The sequence below is a fragment of the Clostridium nigeriense genome, from assembly GCF_050585245.1.
Classification (GTDB): Bacteria; Bacillota; Clostridia; order Clostridiales; family Clostridiaceae; genus Clostridium; species Clostridium nigeriense_A.
The window spans coordinates 142956-157793 of sequence record NZ_JBNOOF010000004.1 but is presented as its reverse complement, the minus strand read 5'-3'; the positions used below and the strand labels follow the sequence as shown (position 1 = coordinate 157793).

Annotated in this window: 12 protein-coding genes and 1 pseudogene; 11 read left to right on the top strand and 2 right to left on the bottom strand. The window is 26.7% G+C overall.

All coding sequences use genetic code 11. The features are described from left to right. The first annotated feature begins 31 nt into the window (after positions 1-31). The 10 genes from ACQPUY_RS08405 to ACQPUY_RS08360 all read left to right on the top strand — a co-directional run bounded on the left by ACQPUY_RS08405 (position 32) and on the right by ACQPUY_RS08360 (position 13012). Positions 32-1549, top strand: a complete 1518-nt coding sequence (locus ACQPUY_RS08405; protein WP_430840702.1) for a type I restriction-modification system subunit M — start codon at positions 32-34, stop codon at positions 1547-1549. Between the two features lie 12 nt (positions 1550-1561). Continuing rightward, entirely contained in the window at positions 1562-2809 is a 1248-nt protein-coding gene (locus ACQPUY_RS08400; protein ID WP_430840701.1) for a restriction endonuclease subunit S, read from the top strand. Positions 2810-2832: 23 nt separating this feature from the next. Further along, a complete protein-coding gene (locus ACQPUY_RS08395) occupies positions 2833-4278 on the top strand; it encodes a hypothetical protein (RefSeq protein ID WP_430840700.1) in 1446 nt (481 codons plus the stop codon). Between the two features lie 118 nt (positions 4279-4396). Continuing rightward, on the top strand, positions 4397-4582 hold the full coding sequence (locus ACQPUY_RS08390; RefSeq protein WP_430840699.1) for a hypothetical protein: 186 nt from the start codon (positions 4397-4399) through the stop codon (positions 4580-4582). 190 nt (positions 4583-4772) lie between these two features. After that, positions 4773-5513, top strand: a complete 741-nt coding sequence (locus tag ACQPUY_RS08385) for a DUF2971 domain-containing protein (protein ID WP_430840698.1) — start codon at positions 4773-4775, stop codon at positions 5511-5513. 133 nt (positions 5514-5646) lie between these two features. Then, positions 5647-6504, top strand: coding sequence for a hypothetical protein (locus tag ACQPUY_RS08380; RefSeq protein ID WP_430840697.1), 858 nt, complete (start codon positions 5647-5649; stop codon positions 6502-6504). Between the two features lie 103 nt (positions 6505-6607). Next, positions 6608-9802 (top strand): type I restriction endonuclease subunit R, encoded by a 3195-nt coding sequence (locus tag ACQPUY_RS08375; protein WP_430840696.1) that lies wholly within the window; start codon positions 6608-6610, stop codon positions 9800-9802. Positions 9803-9844: 42 nt separating this feature from the next. Further along, positions 9845-10303: a hypothetical protein gene (locus tag ACQPUY_RS08370; protein ID WP_430840695.1), complete on the top strand. Its 459-nt coding sequence runs from the start codon at positions 9845-9847 to the stop codon at positions 10301-10303. Beyond that, positions 10293-11009: a M48 family metallopeptidase gene (locus ACQPUY_RS08365; protein ID WP_430840694.1), complete on the top strand. Its 717-nt coding sequence runs from the start codon at positions 10293-10295 to the stop codon at positions 11007-11009. The genes ACQPUY_RS08370 and ACQPUY_RS08365 overlap by 11 nt, the downstream gene beginning before the upstream one ends. A gap of 14 nt (positions 11010-11023) precedes the next feature. Further along, a complete protein-coding gene (locus ACQPUY_RS08360; protein ID WP_430840693.1) occupies positions 11024-13012 on the top strand; it encodes a hypothetical protein in 1989 nt (662 codons plus the stop codon). A gap of 150 nt (positions 13013-13162) precedes the next feature. Here the strand turns inward: ACQPUY_RS08360 and ACQPUY_RS08355 are convergent, their stop codons facing one another. Together ACQPUY_RS08355 and ACQPUY_RS08350 are read right to left on the bottom strand one after the other, a co-directional pair. Continuing rightward, the gene (locus ACQPUY_RS08355) at positions 13163-13657 is read right to left on the bottom strand and encodes a lysozyme inhibitor LprI family protein (RefSeq protein ID WP_430840692.1); all 495 of its coding nucleotides are present in this window, start codon (positions 13655-13657) and stop codon (positions 13163-13165) included. 100 nt (positions 13658-13757) lie between these two features. Continuing rightward, positions 13758-13913 carry a helix-turn-helix transcriptional regulator gene (locus ACQPUY_RS08350; RefSeq protein WP_430840856.1) on the bottom strand — a complete coding sequence of 52 codons (156 nt, stop codon included), beginning with the start codon at positions 13911-13913 and terminating at the stop codon, positions 13758-13760. A 288-nt stretch (positions 13914-14201) separates the two neighbouring features. Here ACQPUY_RS08350 and ACQPUY_RS08345 point away from each other — a divergent pair. Continuing rightward, a pseudogene (locus tag ACQPUY_RS08345) lies at positions 14202-14669 on the top strand (mannose-1-phosphate guanylyltransferase); the annotation flags it as partial. Positions 14670-14838: the final 169 nt, after the last annotated feature.

Sequence of the window (14838 nt, the reverse complement as noted above, 5' to 3'; positions counted from 1 at the left end):
ATTAAGAAACAATAGAAATGGAGATATATTTATGGCTAAACTTACATTACAAGAATTAGAATCAAAGCTTTGGCAATGTGCTGATATATTAAGAGGAGAATTAACAGGTGCAGAGTACAAAGATTATATATTTGGAATGTTATTTTTAAAAAGAATAAATGACGAATTTGATGAAGAAAGAGAAATTAGAAAACAAGAATTCATTGAAAATGGATTAGAGGAAGATGAAATTTTAGAACTTTTAGAAGACCCATCTATTTATGAAAGTTTCTTTGTTCCGGAGCAAGCAAGGTGGTCAAAACTTAAGGATTTAACATTAAATATAGGACCAGAATTAGATAAAGCTTTTAAAGCTATTGAAGATGAGCCTAAGAATTCAGAGCTTATAGGAGTATTAAGTACAACTAACTACAATGATAAGGAAAAGGTGCCAGATAAAAAGTTATCTCAGCTTTTAATACTTTTTAGCACAATAAATTTAGCAAATTCAAACTTAGCATCAGACGATATGCTTGGAGATGCTTATCAATATTTAATTAAACAATTTGCAGACCAAGGTGGTAAAAAGGGTGGAGAATTCTATACTCCAACAGAAGTAGTTAAGGTATTAGTTAATATATTAAAGCCAGAAGAAGGCGATAGAATCTATGACCCTACTTGTGGTTCAGGTGGTATGTTAATTCAAAGTATAGAGTATGTTAAAAAACATGGTGGAAATCCAAAGAACTTAAGTCTTTTTGGTCAAGAAATAAACCTTTCTACATGGGCAATATGCAAAATGAACATGTTATTCCATGGTGCAAAAGGTGCAGATATACAAAAAGGTGATACTATAAGAGAACCAAAACATACTGAAGGTGGAGCATTAAAGGTTTTTGATAAAGTACTTGCTAATCCACCATTTTCATTAAAAAATTGGGGAGTTGAAGAAGCTCAAAGTGATGCTTTCCACAGATTTAATTATGGAATTCCACCAAAATCTTATGGAGATTTAGCTTTTGTTGAGCATATGTTATCAAGCTTAAACATGAAAGGAAAGATGGCATCAGTAGTACCACATGGAGTATTATTTAGAGGTTCAGCAGAAGGAAAAATAAGAGCAGGATTTATTAATGATGATTTAATTGAAGCAGTAATAGGAATACCACAAAATATATTCTACGGAACAGGAATTCCAGCTGCTATACTTGTTTTAAATAAAGCTAAGTCAGAAGAAAGAAGAGGAAAAATCCTATTTATAGATGGAAGTAACGATTTTGTTAAGGACGGAAATAAGAATAAACTTAGAGATGAAGATATAGAAAAAATAGTAAGAGCCTTTGATGCATTTGAAGATGTGGAAAAGTATGCATCTGTTGTAGATATTGAAACAATAAAAGAAAATGACTGTAATTTAAACATAAGTAGATATGTAGATACTACTGAAGAAGAAGAGCAAGTAGATATTCAAAAGGTTTTAGGAGAAATAGCAGAACTTGAAAAGAAGGAAGCAGAAACTAAGGAAAAGCTTAATGGATATTTAAAAGAACTTGGCTTTGATGTGCTGTAAGGTGGTGATTTAGTGAAAAAGATTAGAGAAGGATATAAGATGACGGAACTTGGGGAGATACCAGAAAAATGGTATATTAGTAAGTTAAGTGAATTAGCACAAATAAAAAGAGGTGCATCACCAAGACCAATAAATAATCCTAAATGGTTTAGTGAAAAGAAAAATGTGGGTTGGATTAGAATATCAGATGTAACAAAGACTAAGAAGTATTTAAATAGCACAGAGCAATATTTATCAGATGAAGGGGTAGCTAAAAGTAGATTAGTAAAGCCAAATGATTTAATTATGAGTATATGTGCAACGGTTGGAAAACCTATAATTTTAAATATAGATGCTTGTATTCATGATGGATTTATTTTATTTGATGATTTAAATAATAATAAGATTATTACAGATTATTTATATTATTTATTACAAAAAAAAGAAGAAGAATTTAAAGGAATGGGGCAAACAGGAACTCAAGCCAATTTGAATACTAATATAGTTGGTTCAACATTAATTGCTATTCCAACAATTGAAGAACAGAAAAAAATAGCTTCAATTCTGTCAACTGTAGATGAGCAAATAGATAATGTTGATGGGCTTATTGAAAAAAATAAAGAGCTTAAAAAAGGATTAATGCAACAACTTTTAACTAAGGGAATTGGACATACAAAGTTTAAGAAGACGGAGATTGGAGAGATTCCTGAAGAATGGGAAGTTAAACAATTGGGGGATATAGCGCAATATATAAATGGGAAGGCTTTTAAACCATCAGAATGGGATACACAAGGGTTACCTATAGTGAGAATTCAAAATTTAAATGGAGTAAGTGAGTATAATTATTATAATGGACAATTAGATGAAAAATTTATAATTAATGATGGACAATTGCTGTTTTCATGGTCAGGAAGTAAGGGAACCTCATTTGGTCCATATATATGGAATAATGGCAAAGCTGTTTTAAATCAACATATTTTTAAAGTTGATTTAAAAGAAGATGTGAATAGGATTTATGGATATTATGCATTAAAACAGGTAACCCAGATTATAGAAGAAAGTGCACATGGTAGTGCAGGCTTAGTACATGTAACTAAAGGAGCATTAGAGAAATTTAAAATAGGTGTACCAGAAATTGAAGAACAGAAGAAGATAGCTTCCATACTATCAAAAGTTGATGAAAAAATAGAAATATATGAAAATAAGAAAGAAAAGTTAGAAGAACTTAAAAAAGGATTAATGCAACAGTTATTAACAGGAAAGATAAGGGTAATTAAATAAAAATTAGTTTGATGAGGGGTAATATGTATAAAAAAATAAAAAAGTATTCTGTTCAAGATTTACTTATATACATTGGAAAGTTAAATTTGGAGATGTTTAATAATGGGTCTCCAATGAAAGAGATTAATTATAGTTTAAAATATGGACAGTATCAACAACATAGCACAAGTTACATTTGTTCATGGGAATTAAAAGATATTGCTTATAATTCAGTGAAATATTCAAATGATTATAGAAATGATAACTTGGATTTACAAAGTTTTTATAAAATTATTAATGAACATAGAGAGATTGAAGATAAAAAGTCGGAAGCAACTAATACAGACTCTATATTTTATTTATTATATGGATTAAGTCAACAACAATTTTGGTATCAGCAAAAATATGAAGTTATTGAACAATTTAATAGAAATATAAAATTACTAAAGTATATTCCTAAAGAGTTAGATACAGTTATAGATATAGAAGATGTAATGAGAGAATCTTTGGGAATTAGCGTAGATGATTATATAGACATATTATTATCGTTATTAGTTTTATCTTTAAAAAAAGTTGATATAAGTGATTTTGTAAAAACAGGATATGGAGTTTCTTTTTTGAATAAAGAACATTCAAAAGTTTTAGAAGTAATTGAATTATATACAGCAGATTATAAAGAAATAAGAAGTTCTATACTAGAAGAAAATATTTTTTTAGCTAAGCCTATAGTTAAAACTGATAAAGGAAGGTATATAATACCCAATATTTACTTGATGTTTAGGTTACTATCTGATGGACTATATTGGATAATAAGAAACTATTATTATAAACAAGGTAGTCAGATTTTTACTAATGAGTTTGGAATATATTTTGAAAAATATGTTGAAAATTTATTTAAATTTTATTTAAAAGATATCAAATATTATAAACCTATTGAGATGAAAGGTAAAAAAATAGCAGATTGGGTGATAGAAGTTGGAGAATATATCCTAATAATAGAACAAAAGTCGATGATAGCTAGTTTAAAATTGAAAAAACCAATACCAGATATAGAGAACTTTAATAAATATGTAAATAAGTATAATGAAGCATTTGAACAATTAAATTCTACAGAGAAAGAAATATTAAGTGAAAGAAAAGATAAAAAAATAATAAAACTAATTTTACACTATGATTCTTTATACTCAACAGAAATGCTTAAAGAGGAAATATGTAAGAGCCGTATTGAGACAATCAATGAAGATAAAAATACTTTTTTTGTAAGTATAAGAGAAGTGGAGATATTATCAAGTTTAATGAGTAATGATATAAATCTATTTAATAAAATTGTAGAAGAAAAATTAAATAGAGAACATAATCATTCATTAGATGGACGTACTTTTGATATGATTTTTTATAAATATGAAATAAAGAATAATAGTTATCTAATTGGTGAAAGAAGTTATTTTAAAAAAAGGATAGAAACTTTAAAAGTGATGTCTAATAATTAGAATAATATTATTTTGAAAAGGCATAGAGTAATCTATGGCTTTTTTGTTTACAAGATAAGGTTAATAATTGTAAAATAGTGTATAATTAAAGTGGATTATAGAGGTTAAGAGGAGTTGAATGTTGTACTTAGGAAATGAAGAAACATTAGTAGAACTACCAGCAATTGAATATTTAGAGAATAAATTAGATTACAATTTTATTCATGGGAAAGAATTGACTCATGAAAGTGGAGCTAGGGATTCTTTAGCTGATGTTGTATTAGTAGATAGATTGAGAGTTGTATTAAAAAAGCTTAGCTCTTAGATGGATGAAAGTAATTAAGATAGAGCAAGAAGTTATATTAGTAGAAGTAATAGTTTAGGAAGAGCTTGAAGTAGATAATAGTTAATCGATAATAAAATAAATATGTATAAAAATGTAAAGAGGATTATTATGAGATAAGCTATATTAAGTACAGTATAATTAAAGAATATAGAATAAAGGGAGAGAATAAATGGAGAATAACCTTACTAAATTGGAGCATTACACGAATATTGATTCTTTAGAAAAAATATTAGAAAGTAAAAGTATAAAATTTAATGCACTAAAAAATATGAATGATAAATTAGAAGGTAAAGCAAGGGATTATATGGGATTTGATAATATAATATTTTGTAGTTCATGGACAAAAGATTCTTCTAAAAAAGGAAGAAAGTATATGTGGGATAATTATACTAAAAAAGAAACAGGAGTAAGAATAACGATGCCAAGTAATCTATTTAAACTACATAAATATAGAGGAGATGGGATATTAGAATGTGAGTCCAAAACTATTTTACCTCCTAAGTATTTTAGTGTTTTAGTTCCCAATGATTTGATTGAATTCAACAAAGTATTAAATAAAGTAGTATATACAGACGATATAGAAAATTGTTTTCCTAAAGTTGTTAGTGGAGATTTTCTGAAAATAAATAAGTTGGGATTACATAAAACTACTGAGTGGAAAGAAGAAAAAGAGTGGAGATATTTATTAAGATGTATTCCAAGGCAATGTATAAATTTCAATAAAGAAAGTCTGGAGGTATTATTAAAATCAATAGATATTGATGAAATATTTATTGATTTAAAAGATGAGATTATTCCACATATTGAAGTTACTGCATCACCGACTTTAAATAAAAATAATATAGAAAAGTTATTAGATATAGGAAATGAGTATAAGATTAAGATAAATATTGATTATAGAAAATTGTGATATATTATTAGATAAATTAAAGTAGATTAGAAAAGAATATCAAGAGAAAAAATAATATAAGGATATAGTTTTAAGATAATATCATTAATAGTTTGAAGATATTATGATTATATAAATATTGGAGGATATTAATATGTTAGATTTCTATAAAAATCAATATGAAAAATATATTTGTTGTGAAATAAAAACGTTAAAGAATAATGAAAATAAGTGTGACGATAATCTGGTTGCAGTATTAGATTATGATAAAGGATGGAAATTAATTAATAATTATATTTTAAGGAATGATAGAGAAAAAAATAAGGGGAAATTAAAAATTAGGAAAAAGAAAAATAGAAGAATAATTATTATATTAGAAAGTCCTCATAAAAAAGAATATGATATTGACAATTTAACGGGGTATCCAGCGTTAGGAAGTACAGGAGTAAATATAAATAGAGGAATCGAAGAAATAATAAATAAAAAATTAGCGGATGTTATGGAAACAGATAAAGAGTATGATATTATCCTTATGAATGCAATACAGTATCAAACTAGTTTAGGAGTTAATACTAAGATATTTAGAGATAGAATTTGGATAAGTTTATGGCTAAACAACAGTATGAGGGAAGAGTTTATTAAGAGAATAAAAGGATATAAGCCGGATATTATTATAAATTTATGTACTAAGGGCAATCATTCTAAAGATATGTTAGCTATTATGAATGCTGATGAAACTACTTTGATAGGTAATAAATTTATAAAATCATTAAATATAAGTAATCTAATTATAAGTAACAATAAAATTTTGCTGAATAATAAAATAGTTTGTGAAATAGAAAAGGTTAATAATTTGAGTCGGGGTTATACTTTACGTAAATTTGTTAATAATGCTATAGAGGAAGCTTTTAAGAATAAAATTAGATTATTAAATGGACCACATCCTAGTTCATGGAAGTTTGAGAGAAATAATGAATTAAAAAAAGATGTTTTGTGTAATTTTTATATTTAAGCTATAGAGAAGTCTATAGCCTTTTCTTTTACAAAATAATGTTAACAATTGTAAAATAGTGTATAATTAAGAATAAGTATTATAAAAATTTAGGGGGATAAGAATGTCTTACTTAGGAAATGAAGAAACTTTAGTAGAACTACCAGCAATTGAATATTTAGAGAATAAATTAGGATACAATTTTATTCATGGAAAAGAATTAACTCCTGAAATTGGAGCAAGAGATTCTTTAGCTGATGTTGTATTAGTAGATAGATTAAGAGTAGCATTAAAAAAACTTAATCCTTGGATGGATGAAGATAATTTAGATAAATCCATAAAATATATTAGTAGGGCTGATAGTTTAGGAACAGGCTTATTAGAGATAAATGAAAAAATTTATGATGCTCTTGTAGATTTTAAATTTACAGTCAAGCAAGATTTGTATGGTAATGGTCAAAAGAAGAATCAAACTGTTCATTTTATAGATTGGGAAAAGCCTTATAATAATGATTTTTTAGTGGTTCGTCAATTTGAAGTTCAAACTTTAAGTGGAAAGTCTATTTTTCCTGACATAGTTATTTTTATAAATGGTATTCCTGTAGTTGTTTTAGAAGCTAAGTCTCCTTTTTTAGAAAAAGGAAATAATGAAAGCATTGGAAAGAAACAAGCCTTTGAGCAATTAAGAAGATATATGAATGTTAGAGATGAATCTTTAGGAGAAGGGGCTCCAAGGTTATTTTATAGCAACTTCTTTACTGGAATTTTAAATAGATACAATGCTTATGTTGGAACTATAAGTTCAAAATATAATCATTACTTACAATGGAAGGACCCATATCCATTTAAGAAAGAGGATATAGAAAATTATAAGGATTGTGGACAAAATATTTTTATTCAGGGATTTTTAGAAAAGAAAAACTTAATTGATTTAATGAGAAACTTTATTGTTTTTGAAGCTGATAATGGAACTATTATTAAAAAGGTTTGTAGATATCAGCAGTTTAGAGCAGTTAATAAAGCTATAGATAGAATTGAAAATGGTAAAGATAAGCTTTCAAGAGGTGGAGTTGTTTGGCATACACAAGGTTCTGGAAAGTCATTAACTATGGTCTTTTTAGCTAGGAAGATTAAGAGAACTGATGGGTTAAAGGATTCTACTATAGTAGTAGTTACAGATAGAATAGACCTTGATAAGCAAATATTTGGTACATTTAATAGAACCTTATCAAAGATTACAACACCAGTTAGAGCAGATAAAATCGAGTATATGAAAAGTTTATTATCAAATCCACAGCCACAAATAATAATGACAACTATTCAGAAGTTCCAAAATGAAATTGAAGAAAAGCAAGTAATTTTTGAAGGTAAGAAAAGTATTCAAAAATATGCTGTAGAATATCCAGTTTTAAGTACTAAGCAAAATATTATTGTTTTGGCAGACGAAGCTCATAGAAGTCAGTATAAAGATACAGCATCAAATATGAGAATAGCATTACCTAATGCTGTATTTATTGGTTTTACGGGAACTCCAATAGATAAAGAAGATAAATCAACAAAGAGAACTTTTGGAGAATATATAGATAAATATTCTATTAAATCAGCAGTTGATGATGGTGCTACAGTTAAGATTATATATGAAGGAAGAAGACCAGATTTACAAGTAGTTGGTGAATCTTTAGAAGAGTTATTTGATGAAGCTTTTGATGATAAAAGCGATGAAGAAAAAGATGCAATAAAGCAAAAATATGCAACGAAAAGAGCAGTTGTAGAATCGGAAAATAGAATAAATGATATAGTAATAGATTTATTACATCATTATAAAGAACAGATACTTCCTAATGGATTTAAAGCACAAATAGTATGTGTATCAAGAGAAGCTTGTGTTAAATATTATGATGCTTTAAATAAGCATATGAAGGATATATTAGGCGAAGGTTTTGAAGCAAAGGTAATATTTTCAGGGAATAATAATGACCCAGTACATTTAAAGAAACACTTTACAACAAAATCAGAGCAAGATGACTTAATAAAAAGATTTAAACAACCTTTAAATAAAGATAAACTAAGTTTTTTAATAGTTAAAGATATGTTATTGACAGGATTTGATGCTCCGATTGAGCAAGTTATGTATCTTGATAGACCATTAAAGGAACATACTCTATTACAAGCAATAGCAAGGGTTAATAGAACATTTACGAGAGAAGTAGAGAGAACACTTGAAACTAGTTTAGTAGTAAAAGAAAATATAATAAAGCAATGCGGATATGTAGTTGATTACTATGGAATATCTAATTATCTTGAAGAAGCATTAGCTATATTTGATAAAGAAGAATTAGGTAAGCCAATGGATTCTTTAGATGATTTATATAATGAGATGTTAGCTTATAGAGAATCTATAATGGGTATGTTTAGAGGAATAAATAAAAATGACTTAGATGCATTAGTTAATAAAATTGAACCAGAAGATAAAAGAGCAGAATTTGAACTTATGTATAAAAAATTCTCTGGAGAAGTAGAAAGTTTATTACCTAGACATGTAGATACAGATATATTAAATGATTTAAAATGGCTTTCATATATTAGAGCAGCAGCTAAAGCTAAATTTAATCCAAGTGATGCTATAGATATTTCAGATTGTGGAGAAAAAGTTAGGAATATAATAGAAAATCACCTACAGTCCTTAGGCGTTAGAGCATGGATTGCTCCAATAACTTTATTTGAAAATGACTTTAAGACTAAGATTAATACATTAAAGTCAGATGAAGCAAAAGCATCAGCTATGGAACATGCTATAAAGCATACTATAAACATTAAAATGAAAGAAAATCCAGCTTATTATGAATCATTATTGGAAAGACTTCAGAAGATACTAGAAGAAACTAAAATGAATTGGATTGAAAGAAAGAAAAGACTTGAAGAATTTATTAATAATGATGTAGAACAAGGTGCTACAGATGAAGCAAGCAATTTAGGACTTGATGAGAAAGAATTTGCTTTCTTTAAAATAGTTAAAAAGTATCTAGATGAAGATAGCAGTGGAGAAACAGATTTTATTGTTAATGAAGATGGAGAAACTTACGTAAGTGATGAAACCATAGAATTATCTAAAGAAATAGCTAAAGATGTAAAAAATGTAGTTAGAGATAATTATATGATTGATTGGGTTACTAATGCTACTAAAACTAATGATATCCAAAGAGCTATAAAGCTTATGTTAATTAAGAAATATGCTAAGAAGTTATCTAGAGATGTTAGAGAAAGAATAATGGAACCATTATTAAATTTAGCAAAGATACATTTTGATGTTTTAAATTAGATACAAATATTAAAGTTAGCTTAGGTTGAAAGGGTTTTAAATATGATATCAAAAGAAATTATAAATATAAAAGCTAATATATCTGCTAATATTTATAAAATTAGTATTTTGAAAAAAGAAATTGAAAATTTAAGTATCACCAGAGAAAAATCTTTTAAAGAGTTTACGGAGATAGTGGTAGATAAAAATTATAAAAATTATTGTTTTAGCTGTGAAGAAAATATAAGTTCATCAGATGAGTTTTGTATCAGGTGTGGAGGGTATAAATGTAGTTGGTGTAAGAGTTGTGGATGTAATTATATGAATTCAAGTGTTAGCAGTAGATATAAAAGAATTTTAAAAAATAATATGGAAGCTAAAAGATTAAAAAAGCATATTGATAGCATAGATGATAAGAAAAATCTTTATAGCAAACAATTAAAAGATATAAGAAGTGATATAGATTCTTATCATAAAAAAATAAATAAATTCATTAAAAATGGAGTTAAAAATGAAACTTAAGATAAAATACGGAACAAAAGATATAGAGTTCAGTGTTGAATTTAGAAATAGAAAAACAATAAGTCTTTCAGTAGAGCCACCTAATGATATTTTAGTGGTGGCTCCTAGTGGAACTTCAGAAGAAGAAATAAAAAATATTGTGAAATCAAGGGGGAGTTGGATAGTTCAAAAACTTTTTGAATTTAGGAACATAGAAACTAAAAAAGTTAATAGAGAATTTGTAAATGGAGAATCTTTTATGTACTTAGGAAGAAATTATTCTCTTCAAATACATATAGATAAAACTTTACAGAATAACTCAAAAGTTAAGCTTTTCAGAGGAAAGTTCCATGTCTATGTTAAAGAGAAAAATGAGGAGCTTATTAAAGCAGCTATGGAAGCTTGGTATAGAGAAAAAACTGAAGAACAGGTAAAGAAAAGAATTAAGTATTATCAGAAGTTTTTTGACAAGAAACCAAGCGATATTAAAATTAAAGAACAAAAGAAAAGATGGGCTAGTTGCACGTCAAAGAATGAATTTCTATTTAATTGGAGATGTGCCATGGCAAAGGCTACAGCGTTAGATTATATAGTGGTACATGAGATGTGTCATATGTATCATATGAATCATTCACAGGAGTTTTGGGATTTACTAGCTTCTGTTATGAGTGATTATGAAATCAGAAAAGAATGGCTTAGAGATTATGGTATAAGAATGGATTTATAAATTGGAGGGGTATTTTGACTAGTAACGCGATATTAAGTTTAGCGATTTTAAAAGTAAATTATGATGAGAATAAGGATTATTTAGAGACTTTTATACCTATGATTGCAGAGTGCATTAAAGATGGAGAAGATGATGTAATAGGAATAACAGATATTCAAAATAAAATGAAAGAATTATTTCATTTAAATATTCCACAACATGCGATTAAAGCTTTATTAAATAAAGCGTGTAAACTAAAATATTTAATAAAAGATAACAAAAAATTTATAAGAAATAATATTAATTTGAAAAATTTAAATTTTAAAGATAAAAAAGTTGAAATGTTAAAAAAACAAAATGAACTTGTTTTAGATTTAATAGAATACGTTGATAAGAATTTTGATGAATTATGGGAAATTCAAGAAGCGGAAGAGTATCTTTTGAAATTTATTGAAAGTAATCAAATAATGTCTTTTAAGAAAATAATATTTGATAATAATAATATGAATATTACAAATAAAGAGAGAATGTATGTAGCAAAATATATAGAGAACTTAATTAAAATTGATTCGCACTTATTTTCTTATTTAGAAGAAGTTCTTAAAGGATTGATAATATCTACAATAGTCTTTGTTAAAGAGCCTAGTGAAATAAAAAAGAAAATTAATAATATGACAGTATATTTTGATACATCGTTTATTATTTTTGCACTTGGGTATGCAGATGAAATCAAAAAGACCCCATGCGAGGAATTATTAAATTTAATAAATGAAAATAATATAAACGCAAGATGTTTTAGACATACTATAGACGAAGTAATAGGTATATTAACAGCTTGTGCTTATAGAATTAACAGAGAAGATATGAGTAAGGTATATGGTCCAAGTATAGAGTATTTTATTAGAAATAATAAAACTAAATCTGATATACAATTAATGATTAATAATTTGGAAGCAAATTTATTAAAGATAAAGATAAAAATAGAAGATACTCCAGATTATAATAATAAATGTTATATTGATGAAGAAAAACTAAAAGAGTCACTTTCTAGTAAGATATCTTATAATAGCGAACAGGCTGTTGATAGAGATATAAAATCTATATCTGCAATAATGCGATTAAGAAATGGTAGAGAGACAAGTAGAATAGAAGATAGTAAAGCTATATTTATTACTACTAATTTCAGGCTTATTAAAGAGGTTAATAGATATTTAAATATAGATGAATCTTTAATTGGAATTATGCCGATTATATCTGATTATGCATTTACTAATTTTTTATGGTTAAAAAAACCATTAGTTTCTAATGATTTATCTAGGAAAAGAATTATTGCAGAATGTTACGCTGCGACTCAACCAACAGAATCATTATGGAATAAATATATTAGAGAAATTGATAACCTCAAAGAAAGAGGGGATATAGACGAGGATGAGAGTTGTTATTTTAAGTATGCACCTGTAATAAAGGATATATGTATGGAAATAACAAGGGGTGATGAAGAAACTATATGTGAAGGAACAGCCTTAGAAGTAATAAAAAGAGCAAGAGAAGTTATAGCTATTGAAGAAAAAGAAAAATTAGAAGATAATATTAATTTTATTAAAGAAGAAAATAAAAAAGCGAATTATGAAATAGAAAATAAGAATAAAGAAATAAAAAGGAAAGATATAGAAATAGGAAATAAAGAGAAACATGCTAATAAATTTTTTGAAAATAAATCATTGAGATTGAAAAAAATTTTAAAGGTGTTTATGCATATAATATCAATTGTAGGTTTAGTTTTAGGACAAAATTTAATAAGTAATTATTTTGTATCTCAATCAAAGAAAGCAACTTTAGTTATAGATATTGCGTTATTTATTTTAACTGGAATTGGAGTATGTTTTAGTATAAAAGGGGATAGTATAGACACTATATGTGAAAAGGTTAGAATTAAATATTATAATTATCTTATTAAAGATTTTGAAAGATTTAATGAACCTTATGCTATAAGAGAAGTTTCTATAGATGAAGATATAAAATAATTATTTAGGCAATTGAGTGGTTGTGGTATACCATAACCGCTCATTTGCCTAATTAAAAACCTTAATAAGAAAAGGAAATACATAAGAGATTATCTTATATATTTCCTATTTTTATGTCGAAAATAATAGTGAAAGATAAAAAACGAAGGATTAGCTCATATAATCTTTAATAAGCTCTAAGCACCTTTCTTTGGTAGTCTGGCTTTTAGATGAGGTTATAAGTAAAGGTTGGAGTGTTCCCCCTTCAGCTTTTTGACCAGCAGCTTCAGCTGTTGCATCTCTATCTGAAATCCATTGAATTTGTAGAGCTGTTAGCTTATCCATATCTTCAGTGGATAATGTATTTTTTAATTCTGAATATATTTCATTAAGTAAAGTATCCCACATTTCATATTCTTGAGATGCTAACTCTCTCATTCCGATAGTAGTTTGATATTGTTCATCATCACGAGGTAATTTATTAACTTCTTCTTGAATGTCTATAAATTTAGAAAGATATTTTTTAGTTAATCCAGCAGTTGGAGATTGAACTTCGACTTCTTTTTCAACTAACTTTTCTTTTACTGGAGAAGTAAATCTTCCAATAACAATACCAATTAATAATGTTGCTACCAAAATAAATATTGTAATTATACTTTTTTTCATTATAGTAATCCCCCCTACTTAAAATTAAAATTTATGGTTAAATTTAGTTATTAAACTAAAAATAGTATAGCATTATTTGGAATTAGAATACAAGTTAGCCCTAAATATTAAGAAGTTTACTTAATTGATAGTGTTGTTTTCTATTAGGGTATTTTTTCTTATTTTCAAAATATCCTATTGTAACAGGACTAAGCTTAACTAATTTAGCAAAGTCCTTCTGACTAAGGTTTAATGATTGTCTGTAGTTAAGTATCATCTCTGAGTAATTTTTACTAAATATAAATCTATAATATTTGTCATATAGTTTCTTGGGAGGTACTTTTATTAAATTACAAAACTCCAAGAAGTCAGCTGATCTTAAATAACCTTCATCAAAACTTAATTTGGGGTGACTATCAAGAAATATATTTACTCATTGATAAAAATCTTCTAATGTTACTCCAAGAGCAGAAGCTTTATCAAAATACTTTTCATAAAGATTGAGTCTATTAGCCTCTTGGAAGAGATTAAATTCTAGGTGTACGAGCATCTCAAAGGGGTCAAGCGAGCAGATGTAATACTAAGGGAAATAGAAAAATATCTTCCTAAACTTTATAAATCCTTAATGGAAATCTATAAGCATATAGGGGAAGAAGATGAGGAAAAGGTTATTAATGAGCAATACTCGTTAATAGATGGAATATCTATAGACTTTGGTGTTATGCAAAAAACAAGAAAAGCCTATGTTATTAAAAGTGATTTTATTTGGGATGATATAGGAAGCTTTTCAGCTTTAAGTAGATATTTAGAAGAGGATAAAAATAATAAAGTAAGTGATAATGTATATCTTCAAGAAAGTGAAAATTGCGCAATTTTTGGAGAAAAAAATTTTATTATTGGCTTTGGATTAAAGGATTTAATAGTTGTAGATGCTGGTGACGTGATTTTAATCATGGATAAAAATAAGGAGCAAGAAATTAAGCACTTATTAAATGATATAATTAATGATCGAAGGTATGGAGATTTTATGTAAATAAAATTATCAATGAAAATGATAGTTTGTAAAAATTAAGGTTGTAATTTAGGTATATGCTTAAGTTACAGCCTTAATTTAATTATTGAAGGTAATTAGATAATAATGGTTTAAATAATTAAAAAATCGATAATTGAAAATATTTGTTAAAAAGTGTATAATTTAGGTT

Excerpts from the sequence above, each read along its gene's own strand:
- ACQPUY_RS08375 (WP_430840696.1), top strand. The coding sequence starts at position 6,608 with ATGTCTTACTTAGGAAATGAAGAAACTTTAGTAGAACTACCAGCAATT.
- ACQPUY_RS08350 (WP_430840856.1), bottom strand. The coding sequence starts at position 13,913 with ATGATACTTAACTACAGACAATCATTAAACCTTAGTCAGAAGGACTTT.
- ACQPUY_RS08390 (WP_430840699.1), top strand. The coding sequence starts at position 4,397 with ATGTTGTACTTAGGAAATGAAGAAACATTAGTAGAACTACCAGCAATT.
- ACQPUY_RS08405 (WP_430840702.1), top strand. The coding sequence starts at position 32 with ATGGCTAAACTTACATTACAAGAATTAGAATCAAAGCTTTGGCAATGT.
- ACQPUY_RS08380 (WP_430840697.1), top strand. The coding sequence starts at position 5,647 with ATGTTAGATTTCTATAAAAATCAATATGAAAAATATATTTGTTGTGAA.
- ACQPUY_RS08385 (WP_430840698.1), top strand. The coding sequence starts at position 4,773 with ATGGAGAATAACCTTACTAAATTGGAGCATTACACGAATATTGATTCT.
- ACQPUY_RS08365 (WP_430840694.1), top strand. The coding sequence starts at position 10,293 with ATGAAACTTAAGATAAAATACGGAACAAAAGATATAGAGTTCAGTGTT.
- ACQPUY_RS08370 (WP_430840695.1), top strand. The coding sequence starts at position 9,845 with ATGATATCAAAAGAAATTATAAATATAAAAGCTAATATATCTGCTAAT.
- ACQPUY_RS08355 (WP_430840692.1), bottom strand. The coding sequence starts at position 13,657 with ATGAAAAAAAGTATAATTACAATATTTATTTTGGTAGCAACATTATTA.
- ACQPUY_RS08395 (WP_430840700.1), top strand. The coding sequence starts at position 2,833 with ATGTATAAAAAAATAAAAAAGTATTCTGTTCAAGATTTACTTATATAC.